The organism is Thermostichus vulcanus str. 'Rupite' (assembly GCF_022848905.1).
In the GTDB taxonomy this organism is placed as follows: domain Bacteria; phylum Cyanobacteriota; class Cyanobacteriia; order Thermostichales; family Thermostichaceae; genus Thermostichus; species Thermostichus vulcanus_A.
In genome coordinates this window covers 89,958-113,722 of the sequence record NZ_JAFIRA010000007.1, presented here as the reverse complement: position 1 = coordinate 113,722, position 23,765 = coordinate 89,958, and the positions used below count along the sequence as shown (strand labels likewise).

The window sequence follows — 23,765 nt, the reverse complement described above, 5'->3', positions numbered from 1 at the left end:
CAGGCAAGCGTGGTGGTAGACCTCGATTTAAGAAACGGGGTGACATTTGCTCGTTCACCTTTCCACGGGTTAACGGTCCGAAAGCCGGAGCACACCTTTCGGGCAATATTTTGAAGCTGTCCAAAATTGGAAAAGTTGAGGTTATTTTGCATCGTCCCATCCCGGACGGGTTTGTGATTAAACAGGCAACGATTCTCCGCAAAGCGGATGGGTGGTATGTCAGCTTTTCCCTAGAAGACGGGACGGTTCCTGAACCGTTGCCGGTGGATAAAATCAGCAATGCAGTAGGCATAGACGTAGGACTAGACAAGTTTCTGGTCACCTCAGATGGAGAGGCGATTGAGGTACCACAGTTTTATCGGCAAGCCCAGAAAATGCTTGCTCGTCAACAGCGTAAACTGGCACGAAAGCAACAGGGCTCGCGTAACTATCAAAGGCAGGCCAACAAGGTGGCTCGACTGCATTTGCACGTGGCCAGACAACGCAAAGAGTTTCACTATCAGGTGGCCCATTGGCTTTGCAGTGCCTATGACCTGATTGTGTTTGAGAACCTGAACATCAAAGGACTGGCTAGAACCCGACTAGCTCAGTCGATTCTGGATGTGGCGTGGGGTACATTTCTGCGTATCCTCGAAGCAGTGGCGGTCAAACGCGGCAAGATAGTGATGGCAGAGAATCCCAACGGTACCAGCCAGGCATGTTCGGGATGTGGTGAACAAGTGCAGAAGACGCTGACAGAGCGGGTACACCGCTGCCCTCATTGTGGGCTAGAAATAGACCGGGACTGGAATGCAGCACGGAACCTTTTGCATCGGGCAGAACGGACGCTGGGACAGGCGTTTGCTGGCTGTGGAGGATACTTGGGTACGAGTCCTGTGAAGCAGCAACTCTCATTTGTGAATCTGAGAAGCCCCCGCTACAGCGCAGCTTAGCGGTGGGAGTTGTCACCCCAACGTCTCTGGAAGTTGAACCTACAATGGGATCTTAGTTTCAGATCTTATTAAGATCTTAATTAGATCTTAATTTTTGAGATCTTCATTACAAGCACGAATGGGCATTCCTCTGATCCTCTGTTGGATAACCCGTAGACAACCGAGGGGTTCTCATAGGGATCCCTCTCTTTAGGCCAACTTATCTATGCCTGTTGTCAACTACCTGCGCATCAGCCTGATCGACCGTTGCAATTTCCGCTGCCAGTACTGTATGCCCAGCGAAGCAGAGTTGGCCTGGCTGCAAACCTCAGAGCGCCTCACCGATCCAGAGCTGCTCACTCTCATTGAAGAGGTCTTCTTGCCCCTCGGCATTAATCGCTTTCGCCTCACCGGTGGAGAACCGCTGCTGCGACCAGGCTTAGAACAACTGATCCATACCCTGTGTCGTTTGCCTGGGGTCGAGGATGTGGCCCTGACCACCAACGGCTTTAACCTAGCCCAGAAAGCCCAACCCCTGTACGACGCTGGTTTGCGCCGCATCAACATCAGTCTGGATTCCCTCGATGCCGACACCTTCAAGCAAATCACGGGGCGGGATCGCTGGCAACAGGTTTGGGCCGGGATCCAGGCCGCTTACCAAGTGGGGTTTGATCCCTTGAAGCTGAATGTGGTGGTGATTCCTGGGGTCAATGAAGGAGAAGTGGAAGAGCTGGCCGCCCTTACCCTGGAGCGGCGTTGGCATGTGCGTTTCATTGAGTTTATGCCCATTGGCAACGGTCCTTTGTTTGACCAGATCGGTTGGGTGGACTCAGAAACTTTGCGGCAACGGATTCGTGCTCGCTTCGGCTTAGAACCTGGGTTTGTAGCCGGCAATGGGCCAGCGGATGTTTTTCGAATCCCGGGGGCACAAGGCACGTTGGGGTTTATCAGCCAGATGTCGGAGTGCTTTTGTGATCGCTGTAACCGGATGCGCCTGTCCAGTGAGGGTTGGTTACGACCTTGTTTATTGAATGAATCCGGCCAGATTAACCTTCGGGATCCGCTGCGAGCGGGGATCCCTATTGAGCATCTCCGGCAACAGGTGCAGGATTTGCTGGCCATTAAGCCAGACATTCACTTCAAAGGACGGGACAAAGGGATTCAGGGAGCCTACCGCCGCACCATGTCTCAAATTGGGGGCTAGCCTAGTAGCCCAATAGGGGATCCACCTGCCCAATCAAGGGTTCCCCCAAGGCAAAGCGACGTACATTTTCCCGCACCCGCTCCGAAAGCATCGGGATAGCCATGGCTTCCGTGTTGGCGGTGTGGGGGGTGATCAAGCAATTGGGCAAGCTCCACAGCGGGTGCCCATCCGGTAGAGGTTCGGGATCCGTCACATCCAAGCCAGCCCCTCGGATCTTTCCCTGCTGGAGCGCTTGAACCAGATCTTCAGTCACGATGTGTTTACCCCGCGCCACATTCACCAGCCAGCACTGGGATCCCATCACCTCCAGTTCCGGTCGGGCAATGATTCCTTGGGTTTCTGGGGTCAGGGCCAGAGCCAAGATCACCGCATCTGCAGCGGCCAAGACCGTTTGGCGCTCTGGCAGCGTCACCACCCGCGTTGCCCCCACCACCGGATCAGCCCGGCGCCGTACCACCTCAATTTCACCCTGAAACGGCTGCAACAGGCGAATCAACTCTTGGGTAATCCCCCCGGCACCGAAAATCACCACTCGTCGCCCAAACAGGCTCACTCCCGATCCGCGATGCCAACTTTGGGCCAAAGCCCGGATTTTGAAATCTCGCAAGCCTGCCAACAATAAGGCCAGCGCATGTTCAGCCACCGGCTTGGCATATACCCCCTTGCCACAGGTCCACACATAGGCTGGATCCAAAACCCCCGCTTGAGCAAAAGGTTCAACCCCTGCCCACGGCAACTGGATCCAACGGATCCCAGGGCCTGCCGCCAAACAGCGCTTCAGGTTCGAGACATCAAAAGCATCCGCCCAAACCAAAGCCTCGGCTTCTGCCACAGAGACGATCTGCCCGCCGCCGGCCAAAACAGCCTCTCGGATCCAGGGGCGGATCCCAGCGGGTTCTACGGCAATACGGGTGCCCTGTATGCCCATCCTGCTGGTGCTGATCTCATCCTTTGCCAGAATACTGGAGGATGCCCCAAACAACAGCCTTCCCAGTTAAAGAAAACAGGGCCTCAGAAACAAGCAAGGGATCCCTTACTTTTCCATATCCATCGACAAAACCGCCACCTGAGCCGGTTGAACCGGGAAGGGAAAGAAAGGTTGCTGCACAATTTCGGTTGGCAAGACACTGCGCACCTGTGAAGCCACTGCCACCGCCGTAACATCGTAGGTTTGGGTAGCCAGACGCGGATAGAGGCCAATGCCGATGATCGGCAAGAGCAAACAGAGGGCAACCGCCATCTCCCGCGGGCGCACATCCCCGAGGTAGCTCTCGACCACCAACCCCGGATCCTGAGCACCATAGAAGACTTGCCGCAGCATGGAGAGCAAATAAATCGGGGTGAGAATGATCCCGACCGCCGCCAACAGGGCAATCCCAGCTTTGAAGGCAGGCGTATAGGCATCGCTAGTGGTCAGGCCCAAGAACACCGTCAGCTCGCCGACAAATCCACTCATCCCGGGTAGGGCCAAGGAAGCCAGGGATCCCGCAGTGAACAGGGCGAAGGTCTTCGGCATTTGCTTAGCCAAGCCCCCCAATTTGTCGAGGGAGAGGGTGTGGGTACGCTCGTAGGTAATCCCTGTCAAGAAGAACAGAGCCGCCGCGATCAATCCGTGGGAGATCATCTGTAACAGTGCACCGTTGATGCCCAGCTCCGTGAAAGCAGAGATGCCGATCAACACAAAACCCATGTGGGCAATGGAAGAATAGGCCAAGCGCCGCTTCAGATGGCTCTGACCAAAGGCCGCCAGCGCCCCGTAGATGATGTTCACCACACCCAATACGGCCAAAACCGGTGCAAAGTACACATGGGCTTCTGATAGCATCCCGACATTCATGCGGATCAGGCCATAGCCCCCCATCTTTAGCAGGACCCCAGCCAGAATCATGGAAATGGGGGCAGAAGCTTCACTGTGGGCATCCGGTAGCCAGGTGTGCATCGGGAAAATCGGCAACTTTACCCCGAAGGCAATCAGTAAACCGGTGTAGACAAACAATTCCAGGGCAATGGGATAAGACTTGGTACTCAGCTCGGCCATATCAAAGCTGAAGCCCTCCCCGTAGAAGGCCATCGCCAGGGATCCCACCAAAATAAAGATGGAGGCAGCTGCCGTGTAGAGAATGAACTTAGTCGCCGCATATTGCCGCTTCGGCCCGCCCCAAATGGAGATCAGCAAATACACCGGCACCAGCTCGATCTCCCACATCAAGAAGAAGAGGAGCATGTCCTGCGCCAGAAACACCCCCACCTGTGCGCTATACATCAACAGCAACAGGAAGAAAAACAGGCGCGGCTTATTGGTCACATTCCAGGCCGCCACAACCGAGAGGGTGGTGATCAACCCCGACAGCAGCACCAAAGGCAAAGAAAGCCCATCTACCGCCAGTGACCAGTCAAAGCCAATTTGAGGAACCCAGGCGAATCGCTCCGCCAACTGCAGCGAGAAGTTCTGTAGGTCGTAGTGGCGCCCAAAGGCATAGATCATCAGGCCCAAATCCAAAACCCCCACAGCGAGGGCGTACCAACGAACCCAACGGCTCTGGGGGATCAACGGGATCCCGAAGGCTGCCAGCAGCGGCAGGAGCACCAGCGTTGTCAGCCAGGGAAACTCAAGGGGATTGCTCATGACCAGGAATAAATACTTATGCTCAGTATCCTGATTATATGAAGCTCTGTAAACAAATGGAAAGCGATGTTTACGGAAAAGGCTGCGCTATTGCGCAGATCTCAAGAAGGGTCTTCTGATGGTAACCAGTGAGGGATCCCTATCGATGGCCGCAGTTCAACGAAGTCGGCAGCCGAGCAGCCAACTTTAACAGGGGTTGCCTGCGAGTTACTTTGACACTCCCCCGGTTAGAAACCGGGGGATTCTCCCTTCTAGCTCCCCACAGCTTGAAGCTGTGAGGGATTCATGGAGTTCAGGGGATTGCCAAATACCCCATCCCCTGAGCCGACCCTACCTATTACGGGCAGGGCTTCTTTTAGACTCAAAGGACACGAAAACCCGTCCCACTGGGCAATGTTCATTGCGGCATTCCAGTCGGCATCACAGCAATACCCGTCCTGCCCGGTGAACAAATGCCCACTCCTTTTCCCAATCAATCCTGTCCTGTGGTCAGTTTTGGATGTGTAGGCAGCAGGGCGCTTGTGCAGCGTCCTACCCGCCATTTCCAGTTTGTAGGCAACCTTCCACTCCAGGTCGTAGTACGACCAGGTATGGCGCGATTTCCCGGCATCCGAACGCGCCTTCTGGCTCTGTCTGGATTGGCGGATACCCGATAGGTCTTCCATCCACACATCCGCATTTACCGCATTGGCAAACCGCACAATGCGACGGCTAACGGTGTGGTTGACCGCCCTCATCCAACGGGCTTCTTTGCGCTCCAGTCGCTTGAGTGCTCGGTATTTACCCGCCTGTTGCAACTGGGCACGACGCTTCTGGAAACGACGACGACGGTGGGCTACCTCTCCACCCCCAAAAAACACCGCCCGACCCCAACGGGTGGCCGCCACTGCCAAACGGTTCTGCCCCCGGTCAACACCTAACCGTTCCGTACTCTTCACTTCGGGAACTTCCCAAGTGATAGATACAACCGCGTACCAACAGCCCCGTAGCTTCATGAGTTTCAAGGTTCCCCGTTCACAATCCTGTTCGGCCAGGATGCGCTCAAGACGCTCGGCATAGTAGGAACTGCCAACCTCAAGGGGAACCCGCTTGTCACCCTGAATCGTGGGAAAACTCACCGAGTAGGTGCTGCCTATTTTGTGCAGCTTCCAGTTTTGGTTGTTGACCTCTGGCCAGAACACTTTGAAGTGTTTGACCCGCTGGCCGGCTTTCCCCTTCAGGACACGAATCACCTGGTTGGAGAGGGCCGACTTGAGTGGTGTCACCACTTTGGCGGTTGTTAATGCTTTTCGTTCCTTTGGACTGATGCGGAGCAGTTCGTTTGCCAGTTCGGTTGTCGCACAAACCGTCTGGTCGAACATCTCTGCTTTGACCGCATTGAGGTCAAGAAACTTGAGCTTGAGTGTGGTGGTGACCCGTTTCATGGGGACTATTGTATGTACTATTTCTGTTGCTGAATAAATTCAGCCTGTGCGCTTATATCCCCCGGTTGGAAACCGGGGGCTTTACGCTGCTCTTCGTAAAGATACTTTGAGGCCCACTGTGCAGTTAGAGTTAGGGACAAACTCTAACTCCAGGTCGTGACCGCAGCCCACTCAGCTAGCGACCGCCTCACTCGTCCTCTGCAAAAACAAAGCGATAAAGCTCATCCAAGGTAGGCTCTGGGCTTTCCAGGGCAAAGGTGACGGCATCTTCAATCAGCGCCGTGGTCTCCGCTTGAATGGCTTGAAACTCGGCTTCGCTCATCAAGTTGTGCTCTAGGGCATAGCGTTCCAGTTGTTTAATCGGATCCCGTTGCCGCCAAAACTCCTTCTCCTCAGGGCTGCGCAGCTCGTCTGGATCCGCCAAAGAGTGTCCCCGAAACCGATAGGTAATGCACTCTAGCAGGGTGGGGCCTTCTCCCGCGCGGGCCCGCTCAATCGCCTGTTGGGCCGCTTCTCGTACCGCCAGCACATCCATCCCATCCACTCGATAACCAGGCATGCCGAAGGCCGGGCCTTTGCGATAGATATCGGTATCGGAGGTGGCGCGTTCGTGAGCCATACCGATGGCCCAGAAGTTATTTTCCACCACGTACAGAATCGGTAATTTCCAGAGGGCGGCCATATTTAAGCATTCGTAAAACTGGCCGTTGTTACAGGCTCCATCCCCAAAGAAGCAGGCGGTGACTTGGTCGGTACCCCGGTACTTGGCGGAAAAGGCTGCCCCTGTGGCCACCGGGATCCCTTCCGCCACAAAAGCATAGCCCCCCAGGAAGTTGTGTTCTGAGGAGAACAGGTGCATCGAGCCTCCTCGCCCCTTGCTGCACCCCGTGGCCTTGCCAAAGAGTTCTGCCATCACCGCCCGAGCCGGGATCCCAGTGCTAAGGGCATGGACGTGATCCCGATAGGTACTGCAGACGTAGTCGCTGGGTTTCAGAGCTTTGATCACCCCAGTGGAAACCGCCTCCTGACCGTTGTAGAGATGCACAAAGCCAAACATCTTGCCCTTGTAGTACATCTCGGCGCATTTGTCTTCGAACAAACGGCCTAGCGTCATATCCTGATAGAGCATACGGGCCTCTTCGGCAGAAATGCGAGCCGTAGACAAGGGGGGCGTAAGTTCCTGAACCATGCTGGGAAAGGGCCAAAGGTGACAAATCTTTGCAGTCCATCAATTATCACATGCCCCGGCCAGATTGCAGCCTCACGAAGGGATCCCTTGCCTGGTGGGATGGAGAGGTTGTCCGGCGACCGAGAAGGTTAAACTGAGAGGCTAAGGTAAGGGGCTTTTCCATTGCAGCAGCGGTACAGCTTTTCCCGACTTGATGGAGGATCTGAGGCAGCCTGGAATCCTTCGATTCACGCGACCGGATGCGCATGATGGGAGCACGTTTGGTCAGCGGCGCTGCGGCGATGCTGTTTGCTCTGATGGTCACCCTGCTAGGGGGTTGGTATTTTACGGCGGCGATTGGGCTGATCATTTTTTTGGCGCAATTGGAGTTTTTCCGCTTGGTGCAGGCGAAGGGCAATGCCCCGGCCATGCGCACCACCATGTTTTCCAGCCAGATTTTGGTGATTTTGCAGCAGGTGAAGCCGGAATGGACAAGCCCTGCTTTCATCGTGGCCGGATCCGTGATCTGCTTTTATTTGCTCTTCAAGCCGAAGGTGGCCACCATTGCCGACATTGCCACCTCAATTTTGGGGTTGTTTTACTGCGCGTTGTTACCCAGTTTTTGGATTCGGGTGCGGGCCTTGCCCTTCTCAGAAGCAACCGGAGAAGGCTTACGGATTACCCTGTTGGCGATGGGCTGTGTGATCGCGGCGGATGTGGGGGCCTACCTGTGTGGGCGGGCCTTCGGGCGCACCAAATTGTCCATCCTCAGCCCGAAAAAAACTGTTGAAGGGGCGGTGGCAGGTATTGCCGCCAGTATGTCGCTGGCGGTGGCGGGAGCTAACTACTTGGGCTGGCCTTGGGGCTGGCTCAGCGGTGGAGTCCTGGGTTTTTTGATCGGGTTGACCAGTTTGTTGGGAGATTTAACGGAATCCCTGATGAAGCGGGATGCCGGGGTCAAGGATTCTGGGGATCTGATCCCTGGCCACGGCGGCATTTTGGATCGGGGGGATAGCTATGTGTTCACCGCACCCTTGGTGTTCTACTGCATGGAGTTGCTCAACGCTTACTCTGGATCGTAGGGTCAGCCTGCAAACCTTACTGAACTGGGGAGGGGTTGATGATAGGGTTGCACCCAAATGTGAGCGATAGCAGCACCCGCGCCTGGGGTGTTTCTCTTCTAGGTGAGCTGGATCAATACTTCAGCTCACAGCTGGGTCACCCCATCCCAAAGAAGAGTAGGGTGTTGGACTGCTAATCTATAGGGTGATTCCACACTTTACAACCCTTTACCTGCTCTCCTCATGACCGTCGCGACTCCCCAAGTCTCTAACTTGCCCAGCCAATACAACCCTTTTGAAACCGAGCCGAAGTGGCAGAGCTTTTGGGAGGAGCAGGGCTTTTATGTGGCGGATCCGAGGGCACCAGGGGATCCCTTTAGCATGGTGCTGCCCCCTCCCAACGTGACGGGCAACTTGCACATGGGTCATGCCTTTGCCTTTACGTTGCCGGATGTGGTGACTCGCTATAAGCGGATGCGGGGCTACAACGTCCTCTGGGTGCCAGGTACCGACCACGCCAGCATTGCTGTTCATACCATCCTAGAGAACCAACTGCGCCAGGAGGGCAAAAGCCGTTTTGATCTGGGCCGGGAAGCGTTTCTGGAGCGGGCCTGGGCCTGGAAGGAGCAGTCTCAGGGCATCATTAAGGGCCAGCTGCGGCGCTTGGGTCTATCGTTGGATTGGAGCCGGGATCGCTTCACCATGGATGAGGGCCTCAACCGGGCGGTGATCGAGGCATTTGTGCGGCTGCATGAGGCGGGGCTAATCTACCGGGGCGAGTATTTGGTTAACTGGTGTCCGGCCACCCAGTCGGCGGTATCGGATATTGAGCTGGATGACAAGGAAGTGAAGGGCCACCTGTGGCATTTTCGCTATCCCCTGGCGGCGGATCCCGACCACTACTTGGTAGTAGCCACCACCCGCCCCGAAACCATGCTGGGGGATACTGCCGTGGCCGTGAACCCCTCCGACGAGCGCTACAAGCACCTGATCGGTCAGCAGATCAAATTGCCCATTAAGGATCGGCTAATCCCGATCATTGGCGATGAGTATGTGGATGCCAGCTTTGGCTCCGGCTGCGTCAAGATCACCCCGGCCCACGACCCGAACGACTTTGAGATCGGCCAGCGACACCATTTGCCCATGATCAACATTCTCAACAAGGACGGCACCCTGAACGAGAACGGGGATCCCTTCACGGGGCTGGATCGCTTTGTGGCCCGTCAGAAGGTGGTGCAATGGTTTGAGGCGCATGGCCTCTTGGAGAAGGTGGAGGACTACACCCACACCGTGCCCCACAGCGACCGGGGGGGTGTACCGATTGAGCCGTTGCTCTCCATCCAATGGTTTTGCGATGTGTCGGGCATGGCGGCCCGTTGCCTAGAAGAAGAATACCGCAACAACAGCCCCCGCTTTGTGCCGGAGCGCTGGACGAAGGTTTATACCGGCTGGCTAGAAAAGCTGCGCCCCTGGTGCATCTCGCGGCAATTGTGGTGGGGCCATCAGATCCCGGCTTGGTATCCAGTCATTGAGGGTCAGATTCCCGGGGATCCGCAGGCTTTTGTGGTAGCTCGTCATGAGCAGGAGGCCCTTGTCAAGGCACGGGAAAAATTTGGTCCTGAGGTGGAGGCAGTACAGCAGGATCCCGATGTGCTGGATACCTGGTTTAGTTCCGGGTTGTGGCCCTTTTCCACCTTGGGCTGGCCGGATGACACCGAAGATCTCAAACGCTACTACCCCAACTCCCTGATGTCTACGGGCTTTGACATCATTTTCTTTTGGGTAGCCCGCATGACCATGATGGGATCCCAGTTCACCGGCCAGATCCCCTTCAAGGATGTCTATATCAATGGTCTAGTGCGGGATGAACATGGGGCGAAAATGTCCAAATCTAAGGGCAATGGCATCGACCCATTGGAGCTATTGGACAAATACGGCACCGATGCCCTGCGCTATGCCCTCGTCAAAGAAGTGGTGGGAGCGGGGCAGGATATACGCTTAGCCTACGACCGCAAAACGGGAGAGAGTGCCAGCGTTGAGGCAGCCCGCAACTTTGCCAACAAGATCTGGAACGCCTCCCGCTTTGTGTTGATGAACCTGGAGGGGCAAACCCCCGCCCAGTTGGGATCCCCCTCCCCAGAGCAGCTGGAATTGGTAGACCGTTGGATCCTGTCGCGGCTACACTCCTGCACGGCCCAGGTGATTGAGGAACTGGAGGCTTATGGCCTGGGGGAAGGGGCGCGGCTGCTCTACTCGTTGATCTGGGATGACTTTTGCGATTGGTATATTGAGCTGGTTAAGCCCCGCCTGCGGGGGGAGGATGTCACCTCCAAACGCACCGCTCAACAGGTGTTGGCCACGGCATTGGAAAGCATCCTTAAGCTATTGCACCCCTGGATGCCCCACATCACGGAAGAGATCTGGCAGATTTTGACCCAAGCCCAGCAAACCACCTCAATTTCAGTCCAAGCCTACCCTGAGCCGGATTTTGCTTGGGTGAATCCTACTCTGGAGCGGGAGTTTGCTTTGGTGATCCAGACCATTAGCAGCCTGCGTAACCTGCGGGCAGAAGCGGGCCTCAAGCCCAGTCAGAGCATCACGGCCATCTTGCTAACCACCGATTCAACGGAGCAACGGATCCTCACCGAAGCACGGGCCTACATTCAGGAGCTGACCAAGGCCGAATCCCTGGAAATCACGGGATCTCTGGCCTCCGAACCCAAACAGGTGGCGGCGGGCGTGGTGGGTACCATTCAGGTGTTGATGCCGTTGGCGGGGCTGGTGGATGTGGAGGCGCTGCGGGCCAAGCTGCAAAAAGACATCGCCAAAATTGAGAAAGAAGCCCAAGGGATCCGCTCTCGCCTAGAGAACCCCCATTTCATCAGTCGGGCCAACCCAGAGGTGGTACAAACCCATCGGGAGCAGTTGGCGGAGCTGGATGCCCAGATCACCCTGCTGAAGTCCCGGTTGCAAAAGTTGGGTTGATCCGGCCATCGGAGGGGTCATGTTGACCATTTGTAAAACGGGGTGGGTGAGGTTCTGGCTCTGTGTTATGCTGAGAGTTGAGATTTTTGTCGGTTGCAGTGTTCGTTTCTTCTGGTCTTGACGGGTTTTCACGTTTTGTATTGGCAGACGGCTCTCCGAACATCTCAGTTGTTGGTACTCTCTCTCTTTCGGAGATCTGTTCATGTCGATTTATGTCGGTAACCTTTCCTTTAAGGTAACTGAGGCGGATTTGACCGCTGTTTTTGCTGAGTATGGTTCTGTGAAGCGGGTGCAGATCCCTGCTGACCGTGAAACAGGCCGCATTCGGGGTTTTGGCTTTGTGGAAATGAGCTCGGACACTGAAGAAGAAGCTGCCATTGCTGCTCTGGATGGAGCGGAGTGGATGGGGCGTGATCTGAAAGTGAACAAGGCTCGTCCACGGGAGGAGCGCCCTGCCTTTGGTGGCGGTGGCGATCGTCGTCGCAACTTCCAAAGCCGCTATTGATCTTGCTGGCGGCTGCTACTGGCTCAATCGGTTACTCGTAACCTAGTTTGCTGATAGCAAAGTACTGATCACGGAGGGGTTGATTGAGGGATCCTCGTCAGCCCCTTTGTTCGTTGCTATTGATTTGATTTTTCACTCTGGCTTCGTAGAATGTGTCCCCCAGGGATCCGTTAAATTGGCGGTCAGGGGATCCCATTCCCAGCCCCAGTCTTGGGCAATGGCTTGAGTCAGACCCAGTTGACCGTTGCCGGGGTAGCGCGCCAAAGCCACTAGCAAATCGATCAGTTGATCTCCTGTTGGGATCCGGCCCAAAATATGTAACCCATCCCGAATCTGGGATTCTTTCAGCTCACACAGATAGCCATCCAACCGATTCAGATCTTCCTCTGTTTCCAGATTGAACTGCTCATGTAAATGTTCGGTCTGGGCTAATTCCTGGATTTGGGCACGAATCAGAGGGCAACGTTTGGGATCCAATTGTTCCGCTTGCACATATTCATCCATTAGCCGCTCCAATTCCGCCAAGGGGCCATACAACTCGGCGCGGGTGAGGGGTGGCGTGAGATGGTCAATGATCACTGCTTGGGCACGCCGCTTGGCTTGGGATCCCTCCCCCGGATCATTGACAATAAACGGGTAAAAGTGAGGCATTGGCCCCAAGGCAATCTCTGGGTAACACTCGGCAGACAGAGCGGATCCCTTGCCCGGTAGCCATTCCAGGTTGCCGTGCTTGCCCACATGCACGATGGCCTGTGCTCCAAATACCTGCCGTAGCCACAGGTAAAAAGCCAAGTACTCATGGGGAGGCACCAAATCGGGAGCATGGTAATTCAAGGCCGGATCCCGGTCATACCCCCGTGGCGGTTGGATGCCGATAAACACCTGTCCCAACGGTAAACCGACAACCGGAATATCCTCAGGGGACGGCTCCCCCCATTGCTGGATGAGCTGGGCTTGGATCCCGTCCGGCAGTTGCCGGAACCACTCTTGATAAATCTGGGCAGAAAGAAATTGCTGGGCCGGTCGCAGGGATCCGAGGGGATCGTAGGTGTAGCTCTGGGTGAGCCAGCTGATCAGTTCATCCCCACTTTGGGGGAGATGGGGGATCCCGTAGCCGGCTGCCTGAAGGGCCTGGAGAATCTGGACACAGCTGGCGGGAGTATCCAAGCCGACGCCATTGGCCAGCCGCCCATCCCGATTGGGGTAATTGGCCAAGATCAAGGCCAGCCGCCGCTCTGGAATGGGAGTACGCCGTAACTTCACCCAGCGGGCCGCCGACTCTGCGACAAACTCCACCCGATCCGGCACAGCCTCATAGGCCATCACCTCCGTTTGTAGCCAGGGATCCGCTTGCCGCACCGTCTTGAAAGAAACCGCCCGGCTGATAACTCGCCCATCCACCTCCGGTAGGGCTACATTCATAGCCAAGTCTCGCGCCCCCAGCCCCTGGGGGGAGGCTTGCCAACTGGGCCGGGATCCACCACTTAAGATCACCTGCAACACCGGTACATCCAGTTCTTGCCATAGGCTGACATCCGGTTGGTCCCTGTCCAAGCGGGCCAAAGAAAAACTGGTGGTATTTAACAAAACTTCAATTTTGCCGCCAAAATGATCCCGTATTGCTTGGGGTAGGTCGGGTTCCTGGAGACCGTAGGTGTAGAGGCAAAGGGGCTGTAATCCCCGCTGGGCCAAGGCTGCCGCCAGTTGATCCACCGGCTCCGTATTGCCCGCCAACACATGGGCGCGATAGAGCAAAATCCCCACCTTCGGGGCAGCCGCATCCTGGACGGGGGGTATAGAGGGCCGGTAAATCCCCAGCCGGGGTAGCACCTGGGGATCCCGCACCGGATAGGGATAGCCCAAAAGTTCCGTAGCCAAGAAGGTAAGACAGGCGGCCACGTTCTCGGATCCCCCCTCCAGCCAGTACTGCCACACCCGATCCGCCACAGCCAAGCTGACGGTGGAATGGCTGACCAAATCCCAATCGGGACGATCATCCCCCGGTATCACAATCAGATGGGATCCCTGCTCGGCAGCCACCTGTTTGACCACCTCCAGCCCATAGCTCCAGTAGGCCCGCCCCCCCAACAGCCGAATCAGGATCAGCCGCGCCTGCCGCAAAACGGTCTCGGCATAGTCGTCTATGCTCAAGGGCTGCTGCAACTGCAACAAATTGGCCGCCCGCACCGCCGGGAATCCCTCCGGCAACAGCTGCATCGCCCCAGCCAGTGCCCCCAAGTCGGTATCCGCTGCCGTCAGCACCACCACAGGAGCCGGATCCTGCTCTAGGAAAATCACCCCAGCTTGGGAGGGATCCCATCCCCCCGGTATGGCTGCAATTCGATGCATCGTGAGGAGAGAGGGCTACTGCTGAACTGACTTGATGATGGATGAAAGGGTTCCCTTTCCCACCCCCCTTAACCTGGCTGAGGAGGAGGGCAAAGTTCTTTCCACCCCTTGCCCTTGCTTGGATCGCCTGACCGTTCCCAGTGTCCCCAAGGATATCTCAAGCCCCATCTCCTGATGGGTTCCAAATCCGTGCCGAACTGATAAAACCCCAGGGCTGGCTGGTGATCTGCAAGTGCAAGCAACTTCAATCGTTTCGTCCGGCGTAAGCCAGCACCAGAGCTGGCGTTTTTTGGGGTTGGGAAAGGTTGGAAAAGGGAAAAGTCAAAACCCTGTCTAGGCCACCTGGGGTGTTACCTGGCTCATCAAGCGTGGCGAAAACTGACGGGCTGCCTGCACAAATGCTTGAAACAAACGAAAATGCTCCGCCTCTTCAAAGGTAAACTCCGGGTGCCACTGCACGGCGACTGCCCAAGGGTGGGTTTCGTGCTCGATCGCCTCAATCAGCTCATCAGTAGAGCAAGCGGACAAACGCCACCCCGCCGGTACATCACAAATGGCCTGATGATGCCAAGATACTACCGAGATTTCCTGAGCACCGATGATTTGCTGCAGTCGGGTTGAGTTGAGAAGGCTGACTTTGTGTCGAATCGGCTTGCGATCTTCGGGGTTGAAATGATCCAACTCATCGTACACATCCGGTATGTGCGGGATCAGCTTGCCCCCACTGACCACATTCAACAACTGCATCCCCCGACAAATGCCCAACACAGGGATCCCTTGCATCATCACCGCTTCAGCTAGCGCCACCTCAAACCGATCCCGTTCTGAGTTGACATAGCGCACTTTGGGATGTTCTGGATCCTCACCATAGGTGCTGGGGCAGAGATCGCCACCCCCCGTCAACACCAATCCATCCACCAAAGACAACAAAACCTGGGGTTCACTCTCGCCTGGAGGAAAGAGGACGGGGATCCCGCCGGCAGCTCGAATGGCGTCGATGTAACGGCCCGGCGCGATAAAGTTGCCCTCGTCGTTACGATTGCGAGTGGTAATGCCGATCAGTGGTCGATCCGAGAGAGGCGGTGTTCCTTTCATCTCTATACGATAACCCTATCGTGTGAGCGGTGCGGAGCACCATTTTCTGATGTTGTTAGTGGGTTTTTAGAACGGTGTGCGTCCGATCACAACTTATGGATGGTCCAGACGGGTTGAATCGTTGTCGAACTTGGCTCATCCTTCTGTAGAAGAACGGGATCCCTGCATGGGTGGCGCTCCCCGAGAAATGCCCTATGATGGCGGGGTCGAAGACTGGGGGCAGCATGAATTTGGCTGGACGGGATCTGCTCAAACTCAGTGACCTCACCCCGGCGGAGCTATTGGCTTTGCTGACGCAGGCGGCTGAGCTGAAACGGGATCCCTATCGGGTGGATCTGCGGGGTCGCGTGTTGGGGTTGTTGTTCCAAAAGGCTTCCACCCGCACTCGCGTCAGTTTCACAGCGGCTATGGCCCAATGTGGCGGGAGCACAATCGATTTATTGCCCACCGTCATGCAGGTGAGTCGGGGAGAACCGCTACAGGATACGGCCCGGGTGCTCTCCCGCTACTTGGATGTGATCGCCATCCGCACCTATGAACAGAAAGAGCTAGAAGCCTTCGCCGACTACGCCGATATTCCGGTGATCAACGCCCTCACCGATCAGTTCCATCCTTGTCAGATTTTGGCGGATCTGCTCACCATTCAGGAAACCTTTGGCCAGTTGGCGGGCTTGACCTTGGCCTATTGTGGCGATGGCAACAATGTTGCCCATTCCCTGATGTTGGGCTGTGCCATGAGTGGCATCCATATTCGAGTGGCGACACCGGCAGGCTATGAACCGGATCCAGGGGTAGTGCAGCAAGCCCGTACTTTGGCCCGTAATTCTAATTCTGAGGTGCAGGTCTTACAGGATCCCCAGGAGGCCGTCTCGGGATCTCAGGTGGTCTACACCGATGTTTGGGCCAGTATGGGACAAGAAGCGGAAGCCGAAGCCCGCCAAGCCAAGTTTTTGCCCTACCAAGTGAATGCCGACTTAATGAAACGGGCGGATCCCGAGGCAATTGTGTTGCATTGCTTGCCTGCCCACCGCGAAGAGGAGATCACCACAGAAGTTTTGGAGGGATCCCAGTCGCGGGTCTGGGAGCAAGCAGAAAATCGGTTACACGCACAGAAGGCATTACTGGTGCAGTTGCTGGGAGCTGAATGATGTAGGCATCTGCTCATGCCTTTTTCTTGAGAGCCGAAGGGGCTTTTCCGGCTGGCCCAGCGCCGTTGGCGGGATCCCTGCCAGGATGAGGCCAAACAACGACCTCTCACCCGCGCCGATTTACATTCCAGCACTCAAGAACGCTGGCGGCAGGATCCCACCTATCGGCCTGAGAATCTTAAAGCGTTGCCGGAGTTGGTCAGAGATTTGGAGCAAAGACCCTCTTGAACAACTGCAGAACGCGCACCCTCAACTGCCACTGCTAGGCCGACGAGCCGCAATCGCCAAGCTGACATTGGGCACCCGTTGCAGGGCATCCATCACCTCTACCACTTTGCCGTGAGACAGCGCTAAGTCGGCATTGATCACCACTAGGCGCCGGCCTTCACCAGTTTTTTCCGCCAGGATCCGCTCCACGGCTGGGATCAAACCCGATACATCAGCAATGGTTTCCTGGTTAACCGCGATCTCGCCCTCAGCCGTCACACTCACGGTTACATCCGGTTGAATGCGAGTTTCTGCCGTAGTCGCATCTGGTAGATTGACATCCAGGGCTTCCGAACGGGTGAGCACCAAGCTGGCAATCACGAAAAAGACCAAGATCGAGAAGATGACATCGATCAAGGGCACGATGTTGATCTCGGCGGGTCTAAAATTCTCTTCCGGGATTCGCATAAGGCTCCTGTACCGATTGCTCAAGGGACGAGTAAGGGGGAATGGTCGAGCCACTGGTGGGGCCGGGTTTGATGTAGGGCCGCTGAGAAGACTGTTGGGCTTGCAGCTCCTGCCGTTGCCGATGCAGCAACTCCAACTCGCCACCGTACTCTTGAATTTTGGAGAGTTGCCGCAGGTAGAGAGAGCGGAAGGTGTTGGAAATCAGCAACGTGGGAATGGCAACGATCAACCCAAATGCCGTTGAGTAAAGGGCTTCGGCAATCCCCTGCCCTACCCCCTGCGTATCGGTACCACCAATATCCCCCAACTGGATGGAGCTGAGAATCTGGATGATGCCCGTAACGGTGCCCAACAGACCCAAAAAGGGTGCGATGGTGATCACCGTATCAAAGACCGTATTAAACCGCTTCAACAGAGGTACCTCTGCAGCCAAGGCGGTTTCTAGAGCCAACTTAAAATCTTCCGGGCTAGCTTCGTTCAGGTCTAAACCCGCCAAAAAAATCCGCGCAATGGGAAGATCGGCATTTTGCTCCAGCAGGTACTGAGCAGCACGCGGATTGCGGCGGTACTGACTCAAAGCTTGGCGCACTATCTCCTCTTGTCGGTGGGTGACTTTCCACCAAAACAGGCCCCGCTCGATACAGCAGGCCACTGAGAAGACCGAGAACATCAGCAGCGGGATCGAGAAGTACCAACCCCGGATCAATAACTGTAAAACCGTATCCATCGACCCTCACTCACCCGCGCCCTAGCGGAATTTTACGCTCATCTTGTCATAACATTTTCCCCGAAGGGCTGGGATCCCTTCTTGCGCGGCCAAGGTTGCACCTTTGGGTAATCTTGCCGGAATCCTTCCGGGTGAATTGGCTTGTTCACCTCGTCAATTGCCAATCTAGAGGGCATACTGGTTCCAAACAATCGGATCCCGAGGGCGTGAATTATGAAATTCGGACGCTGGTTGGGTCTTTGCTGCGCCTGTCTGATGGCATTGCTGTTGACGGCTTGTGGCAAGGGATCCACCCCCTACGACAGCATCGTGGTCAATTTTGTCAACACGGCCACCCCCAGTCAGATCTCCGCTATTGCTAAAGAATATGACGTGTCGCTGCGCCCTAGCAGTGCCAGTTCCTTTGCTCGTCAAGAAGCCATCTATCTGTTCGACGTGGATGCCAACCATCAGGGATCCACGCGACGCTTGATGAAGCGACTCACGGATGAGGCGTTGATTGAATATGCCCATCCCAACTACCAGTTCCAGGCGGCGTTTGTGCCCAATGATCGCCTCTATCCTCAGCAATGGAACCTAAAAGCCATCAATATGCCGGAAGCCTGGGATATCTCCCAGGGAGAAGGGATTACGGTGGCGGTGGTGGATACCGGGGTCACCCGAGTCTCTGACCTAGCCCAGACCGAGTTTGTCAAGGGCTACGACTTTGTTGATGACGACGAGAACCCTGAAGATTTACAAGGGCACGGCACCCATGTAGCGGGAACCATTGCCCAATCCACGAACAATGCTTTTGGAGTTGCCGGGATTGCCTTTAAGGCCAAGATCATGCCGGTGCGGGTCTTGGATGCCAATGGTTTTGGATCCCTGTCGGATGTGGTGGAAGGAATCCGCTACGCTGCCGACCATGGCGCAACCATTATCAACCTCAGCTTGGGGAGCCGTGCCTCTGCCCAGTTGATGCAAGAGGCGGTGACCTATGCCCACAACAAAGGGGTGACGATAATCGCGGCGGCGGGCAACGAAAACTCTAACCAAGTCAGCTACCCAGCCCGTTATGAGCATGTGATCGCGGTGTCGGCGACAGGCCCGAATGGGGAAAAAGCCCCTTACTCCAACTACGGCGTGGGTGTCGATATTTCCGCTCCTGGCGGGGCGAAAACCCAAGATCACCCGGAATACGGCATTCTGCAGCAAACCATTAATCGCCGCAATCCGAATGAAGCCCTTTTCGCCTACTTCCAGGGCACCAGCATGGCCACTCCCCATGTGGCTGGTGTAGCCGCGTTGATCCAGGCTCAGGGGGTGAAAGACCCCGACAAGGTGGAAGAAGTGCTGAAGATGTCCGCCACGCCGGTGCGAGACGACAAGCAAAACTTCTACGGTGCCGGTCGTTTGGATGCAGCCAAGGCTTTGGCACGGGCCACCGGTCAGCAGGAGGAAAATCCCCTGGTGCTCTGGTTCAAGGATTTCCTACAGTACCTGAACAACAATGGCTACCTGAATCCCCGCTTCTGGTTTGATGGCGGCCCGATTGCCCTGGTGCCGAAGCTGCTGATGGTGGTGGGTGGCTACATCATCATGGTGCTGATCCGCTGGTGGCTGGCTCCGAAGCGTCTGATCCAATCGGTGCCGTTGGTGGCGGGGATCCTCTTGGGCAGTGCTGGCTTGTTCCCCTTGCAGGGGTTGGCGATTGTCGGTGCTCCCCGTTGGCCCTTCCAGTTGGCGGGTAGTTCCCTGCCGGAGTTGGGTACAGCCTTTGCCCAGAGCAATGCCTTAAACCCACTGTTTGCCAGTGTCTTGATCCCTGGTTTACTGATGCTGCTGTTGCTGGGGCATCGACGCTGGCGCTGGGGGGTGATTGGCCTCTGCATAGGGATGGCCTCCCACTTGCTCTTGTCCGGATCCCTGTTCTATGAGGGGGTGGTATGGTTTGGATCCTCTGCTTGGTTGGGTCGCTCCTTCTTGCTTCTCAATGGGGTGCTTTGCCTGGGCTTGGCCTACTTGGGAGCACAAGCTTCTCTGGAACAGCCCTCTACAGCTACCGGGCTAGCGCTGAGGAAGTGATGCAGGAGTACACAGGTAAAATCGAGTTCCTGGATATTGAGTCGGGGGTGTGGGTGCTGACGGTGCCTTCCGGCGAACACTACGCCCTCTTCCGTGCCCCCAAAGATCTCCTGCAGGAGGGATTGGAGGTGACAATCCAGGGACAGGTGAAAGAAGACATGCTGACGGTGGCACAAGTGGGGCCGGTGTTGGAAGTGAAGAGCTTCAAACTACAGCCCTAGTGCCTATCGGATTACTCTATCGGTTGCACTATCGGCTGAATGAGTCTCATTGGGGATCCCTTCTGGCTGGGTGAGAGGGGATCCTGATTTTTTAAGCTGTTTTCAGCTGAGTGTCTGGCTGGGTGGATCCCAAGAAACATCTCGCTGTTCAAGAGAAGGCTGCTTGCTCTAGAGGATCCTCCCCAGCCCCTAGGAGAACAAAGCCTCCAACCTATCCAAAGCCTTTTTGACTTTGGCCTGGGCGGCTTCTACCTCCGGCTGATCGTAGCCTTTGGCGGCAAAATCCAATTTTTCCAGGCTTTGACCCAATTCCTTGGTCAGCCGAATCACCTCTTGCTTTTGTTCTTTCGGCAAGGTGACGGCCAGCCCCGTCAAGTTTTTACGAGTCAAGCCCATTGGCCCATGAATGTAGGAGCGGATCTCCAGCCAATCTTCCGCATCCACCAACCTTTGCAATTGGCTGACTTGCTGTTCCAGTTCTTGGACTTGAGGGGGCAAACTGGCTGCCTGCACAGGGGATCCCAGCCACAGCCCCAAAGCCACAAACAGCACCAGCAAAAGACTGCGCCAACAGCTCATCATCACACACCTCCAACATGCTTGATTTTTCTTAGCAATAGTTTACCTGTCGGTAGGCCCTTGGTTGGTGGAGCCTTAGGGATGAGATGAATGGAACAGAAAATCGGATCTGTCCTACGCGAACCCAAAACAAACGGTCTCTTAACCTGTACCGGATGGCTCAACAAATGGGCTAGGCTGGGAATGTAAATGTAAAAGAATGTAACTGGCGCTCTCATGCAACGCATCATCCTCATGACCGGCAAGGGTGGAGTCGGCAAAACCTCGATGGCGGCGGCGACTGGCTGGCGTTGTGCTGAGATCGGCCTGAAAACTCTGGTATTGAGTACGGATCCGGCTCACTCCTTAGCGGATAGCTTCGATCAGCCCCTCGGGCACGACCCGATTGAGGTCAAACCCAATCTTTGGGGGGCAGAGCTGGATGCCCTCAACGAGTTGGAGCTGAACTGGGGATCCGTCAAAACCTACATTACTCAGGTGTTGCAAGCGCGCGGACTGGATGGAGTGCAAGCGCAGGAGTTGGCGATTTTGCCGGGGATGGATGAGATTTTTTCCCTGGTGCGGGTGAACCGCCACTACGACGAGGATGATTTTGATGTGTTGATCATCGACTCGGCTCCTACCGGAACCGCTCTGCGGTTGCTGAGCTTGCCAGATGTCTCCGGTTGGTACATGCGCAAGTTCTACAAGCCTCTGCAGGGGCTAGCCCAGATGCTGCGTCCCATTGCCGAGCCGATTGTGAAGGGACTCACCGGGATCCCTTTGCCGGATAACCGGGTGCTGGATGCCCCCTACGAGTTTTACGAGAAAATCGAGCGTCTGGAGCGGATCCTTACCGACAACCGCATCACCTCGGTACGATTGGTGACCAACCCGGAAAAGATGGTGATCAAGGAATCCTTGCGGGCCCATGCCTACTTAAGCCTGTACGGGGTGGCAACCGATTTGGTGGTGGCCAATCGCATTTTGCCGGATACGGTGGTGGATCCCTACTTTGCCACTTGGAAAGCTGCTCAACAAAAATATCGCCGGGAAATTCACGAAAATTTTGCCCCCCTACCCGTCTTTGAGATCCCGCTGTACTCAGAGGAGTTGGTAGGCTGGGAGGCCCTGGCCCGTCTGAAAAAAGACCTCTGGGGGGATCGCAACCCGGCGGAAGTGCTCTACGCTGAGCAAACCATGAACGTGGTTACAGACAATGGCCAATATCGGCTGGATCTCTACCTGCCCGGGATCCCGAAAGAGCAGGTGGAACTGAGCAAAACGGGGGATGAACTGAATATCCGTATTGGCAATCACCGGCGCAACCTAGTGCTGCCCCAGACCCTGGCCGCCATGAACCCAGCCCGCGCCAAAATGGAAGAAGACTACCTGCGCATTCACTTTGCCGCTTGAGGGTCTCTCCTCTCGATGCCTTCACGATCCAAGCAGGATCAGTCAGGATTCTTTTGGAGCAGGACTCTGTGCCAAACCCATCGTGATCCTGGGAGTATCCTGGGAAAAGCCAAAAGGGCATGACTGCGGAACGTTTTCGCAAGAAGCACCTGGATTGGCAGCTTTTAGGACGGAACGGAATGCTTGACCAAGCCGATACATCTGAACCCTCAACTCTTGCCCCCATCCATGTCATTGGCGGAGGGCTGGCAGGAACGGAAGCAGCGTGGCAAATTGCCCAGGCGGGATTGACGGTGATCCTGTCGGAGATGCGCCCTGTGCGTCAAAGTCCGGCCCACCACACAGAACATTTGGCGGAACTGGTATGTAGCAACTCCTTTGGAGCCTTGGCGAGTGATCGGGCTGCCGGGTTGCTCAAGGAAGAATTGCGACAACTGGGATCCCTGGTGATTGGGATGGCGGATCGACATGCTGTCCCAGCAGGAGGAGCCCTAGCCGTAGATCGGGCGGTGTTTAGCCAAGCTCTCACTGAAGCGATTCAAGCCCATCCGCGCATCACCTTACGGCGGCAAGAAGTCACCCACATTCCCGAAGGAATCACCGTCCTCTGTACCGGGCCCTTAACCAGTGATCCCTTGGCAGAAGCGCTCCAAGCCTTCACGGGGTTGAGCTACCTGAGCTTTTTCGATGCTTCCAGCCCGATTGTAACAGGGGACTCTTTGAACCGAGAGGTGGTGTTTCCGGCCTCCCGCTACGGCAAAGGAGAAGCCGCCTATCTGAATTGCCCGATGACCGAAGCAGAGTACGAGCAGTTTTGGCAAGCTTTGGTACAAGCGGAACAAGCTCCCTTGAAAGCCTTTGAGCAAGAAGAACGCTCCTTTTTTGAGGGCTGCCTACCAATCGAAGAAATGGCCCGCCGGGGTAAAGAAACCCTCTGTTTTGGCCCTCTCAAGCCGGTGGGATTGGTGGATCCCCGCACCGGATCCCGGCCTTATGCGGTGGTACAACTGCGGCAAGAGGACAAGGCAGGGCAACTGTGGAACTTGGTTGGGTTCCAAACCAACCTGAAATGGGGAGAGCAACAGCGGGTGTTTCGTCTCATCCCTGGCTTGGAACAGGCCGAGTTCGTGCGCATGGGGGTGATGCACCGCAATACGTTTTTGAATGCGCCGCAGTTGCTGGAACCAACCTTACAATTTCGCAAGCGACCGAGCTTGTTTGCTGCCGGTCAGTTGGTGGGCACAGAAGGCTATGCCTGTGCCGTGGCGGGTGGGTGGCTAGCGGGATCCAATGCGGCTCGTTTTGCCCTAGGTTTACCTCTGATTCAGCTGCCCCCTGAAACGATGATCGGATCCTTGTTTCAATTCATTAGCAGTGCGGATCCCAAATATTTTCAACCGATGCCGGCAAACTTTGGAATTTTGCCCAATTTGGAGGGGCGCAGGATCCGTAGCAAAGCGGAGCGCTATGGTCGCTATCGGGATCGGGCTTTGGCCGCGCTAGCGGCAACGGGGTTGACCCGACAAGTCCAAACCGCCTGAGGAATCCGTGAACCGTTTAAGTCTGTTCCCAACTGTTGCAGGTTACAGTCAAAACTCAGGTTGGCGGTTAGGTTGAAATCAATA

At 55.9% G+C, this 23,765-nt stretch carries 20 protein-coding genes; 11 read left to right on the top strand and 9 right to left on the bottom strand.

Annotation, left to right across the window (positions count from 1 at the left end; translation table 11 throughout):
* The coding region (locus JX360_RS04885; protein WP_279611254.1) for an RNA-guided endonuclease InsQ/TnpB family protein at nt 1-932 on the top strand (932 nt) is incomplete at its 5' end.
* 205 nt (nt 933-1,137) lie between these two features.
* Nucleotides 1,138-2,115 (top strand): GTP 3',8-cyclase MoaA, encoded by a 978-nt coding sequence (gene moaA / locus JX360_RS04880; protein ID WP_244349472.1) that lies wholly within the window; start codon nt 1,138-1,140, stop codon nt 2,113-2,115.
* A gap of 1 nt (nt 2,116) precedes the next feature.
* Here the strand turns inward: moaA and JX360_RS04875 are convergent, their stop codons facing one another.
* The 4 genes from JX360_RS04875 to pdhA form a co-directional block, all read right to left on the bottom strand.
* Nucleotides 2,117-3,043 carry a D-isomer specific 2-hydroxyacid dehydrogenase family protein gene (locus tag JX360_RS04875; RefSeq protein ID WP_244349471.1) on the bottom strand — a complete coding sequence of 309 codons (927 nt, stop codon included), beginning with the start codon at nt 3,041-3,043 and terminating at the stop codon, nt 2,117-2,119.
* A gap of 105 nt (nt 3,044-3,148) precedes the next feature.
* The gene (locus tag JX360_RS04870; RefSeq protein WP_244349470.1) at nt 3,149-4,741 is read right to left on the bottom strand and encodes an NAD(P)H-quinone oxidoreductase subunit 4; all 1,593 of its coding nucleotides are present in this window, start codon (nt 4,739-4,741) and stop codon (nt 3,149-3,151) included.
* A 251-nt stretch (nt 4,742-4,992) separates the two neighbouring features.
* Nucleotides 4,993-6,165: an RNA-guided endonuclease TnpB family protein gene (locus tag JX360_RS04865; RefSeq protein ID WP_244349469.1), complete on the bottom strand. Its 1,173-nt coding sequence runs from the start codon at nt 6,163-6,165 to the stop codon at nt 4,993-4,995.
* A gap of 187 nt (nt 6,166-6,352) precedes the next feature.
* Complete coding sequence (gene pdhA / locus JX360_RS04860; RefSeq protein ID WP_244349468.1) at nt 6,353-7,354, bottom strand: pyruvate dehydrogenase (acetyl-transferring) E1 component subunit alpha; 1,002 nt, start codon at nt 7,352-7,354, stop codon at nt 6,353-6,355.
* Nucleotides 7,355-7,599: 245 nt separating this feature from the next.
* Between pdhA and JX360_RS04855 the strand changes: the two genes are divergently transcribed.
* From JX360_RS04855 to JX360_RS04845, 3 genes are all read left to right on the top strand, one after another.
* Nucleotides 7,600-8,415: a phosphatidate cytidylyltransferase gene (locus JX360_RS04855; RefSeq protein WP_244349467.1), complete on the top strand. Its 816-nt coding sequence runs from the start codon at nt 7,600-7,602 to the stop codon at nt 8,413-8,415.
* Between the two features lie 222 nt (nt 8,416-8,637).
* A complete protein-coding gene (locus tag JX360_RS04850; RefSeq protein ID WP_244349466.1) occupies nt 8,638-11,379 on the top strand; it encodes a valine--tRNA ligase in 2,742 nt (913 codons plus the stop codon).
* Between the two features lie 202 nt (nt 11,380-11,581).
* Nucleotides 11,582-11,884 carry an RNA recognition motif domain-containing protein gene (locus JX360_RS04845; RefSeq protein ID WP_244349465.1) on the top strand — a complete coding sequence of 101 codons (303 nt, stop codon included), beginning with the start codon at nt 11,582-11,584 and terminating at the stop codon, nt 11,882-11,884.
* Nucleotides 11,885-12,016: 132 nt separating this feature from the next.
* Here JX360_RS04845 and cobN read toward each other — a convergent pair whose 3' ends face one another.
* Both cobN and JX360_RS04835 read right to left on the bottom strand, forming a co-directional pair.
* The gene (gene cobN, locus JX360_RS04840; protein ID WP_244349464.1) at nt 12,017-14,233 is read right to left on the bottom strand and encodes a cobaltochelatase subunit CobN; all 2,217 of its coding nucleotides are present in this window, start codon (nt 14,231-14,233) and stop codon (nt 12,017-12,019) included.
* A gap of 333 nt (nt 14,234-14,566) precedes the next feature.
* Nucleotides 14,567-15,328, bottom strand: a complete 762-nt coding sequence (locus JX360_RS04835; protein WP_244349463.1) for a gamma-glutamyl-gamma-aminobutyrate hydrolase family protein — start codon at nt 15,326-15,328, stop codon at nt 14,567-14,569.
* Between the two features lie 121 nt (nt 15,329-15,449).
* Between JX360_RS04835 and JX360_RS04830 the strand changes: the two genes are divergently transcribed.
* Nucleotides 15,450-15,590 carry a hypothetical protein gene (locus tag JX360_RS04830; protein WP_244349462.1) on the top strand — a complete coding sequence of 47 codons (141 nt, stop codon included), beginning with the start codon at nt 15,450-15,452 and terminating at the stop codon, nt 15,588-15,590.
* Nucleotides 15,553-16,476 carry an ornithine carbamoyltransferase gene (argF, locus tag JX360_RS04825; RefSeq protein ID WP_244349461.1) on the top strand — a complete coding sequence of 308 codons (924 nt, stop codon included), beginning with the start codon at nt 15,553-15,555 and terminating at the stop codon, nt 16,474-16,476. Before JX360_RS04830 ends, argF begins: the two co-directional genes overlap by 38 nt.
* Before the next feature lie 249 nt (nt 16,477-16,725).
* On the opposite strand, the gene JX360_RS04820 is transcribed toward argF, so the two are convergent.
* Together JX360_RS04820 and JX360_RS04815 are read right to left on the bottom strand one after the other, a co-directional pair.
* Nucleotides 16,726-17,151, bottom strand: a complete 426-nt coding sequence (locus JX360_RS04820; protein ID WP_244349460.1) for an ExbD/TolR family protein — start codon at nt 17,149-17,151, stop codon at nt 16,726-16,728.
* Nucleotides 17,126-17,878, bottom strand: coding sequence for a MotA/TolQ/ExbB proton channel family protein (locus JX360_RS04815; protein WP_244349459.1), 753 nt, complete (start codon nt 17,876-17,878; stop codon nt 17,126-17,128). The genes JX360_RS04820 and JX360_RS04815 overlap by 26 nt, the downstream gene beginning before the upstream one ends.
* Before the next feature lie 213 nt (nt 17,879-18,091).
* On the opposite strand from JX360_RS04815, the gene JX360_RS04810 reads away from it, so the two are divergent.
* Nucleotides 18,092-19,945, top strand: a complete 1,854-nt coding sequence (locus JX360_RS04810) for a S8 family serine peptidase (RefSeq protein WP_244349458.1) — start codon at nt 18,092-18,094, stop codon at nt 19,943-19,945.
* Nucleotides 19,945-20,166, top strand: coding sequence for a hypothetical protein (locus tag JX360_RS04805; protein WP_244349457.1), 222 nt, complete (start codon nt 19,945-19,947; stop codon nt 20,164-20,166). Before JX360_RS04810 ends, JX360_RS04805 begins: the two co-directional genes overlap by 1 nt.
* A gap of 189 nt (nt 20,167-20,355) precedes the next feature.
* Here JX360_RS04805 and psbQ read toward each other — a convergent pair whose 3' ends face one another.
* Nucleotides 20,356-20,748: a photosystem II protein PsbQ gene (psbQ, locus tag JX360_RS04800; RefSeq protein WP_244349456.1), complete on the bottom strand. Its 393-nt coding sequence runs from the start codon at nt 20,746-20,748 to the stop codon at nt 20,356-20,358.
* 213 nt (nt 20,749-20,961) lie between these two features.
* Between psbQ and JX360_RS04795 the strand changes: the two genes are divergently transcribed.
* Together JX360_RS04795 and trmFO are read left to right on the top strand one after the other, a co-directional pair.
* Nucleotides 20,962-22,140 (top strand): TRC40/GET3/ArsA family transport-energizing ATPase, encoded by a 1,179-nt coding sequence (locus JX360_RS04795; RefSeq protein WP_244349455.1) that lies wholly within the window; start codon nt 20,962-20,964, stop codon nt 22,138-22,140.
* A gap of 179 nt (nt 22,141-22,319) precedes the next feature.
* On the top strand, nt 22,320-23,681 hold the full coding sequence (gene trmFO, locus JX360_RS04790; RefSeq protein WP_244349478.1) for an FADH(2)-oxidizing methylenetetrahydrofolate--tRNA-(uracil(54)-C(5))-methyltransferase TrmFO: 1,362 nt from the start codon (nt 22,320-22,322) through the stop codon (nt 23,679-23,681).
* The last annotated feature ends 84 nt before the right edge of the window (nt 23,682-23,765 follow it).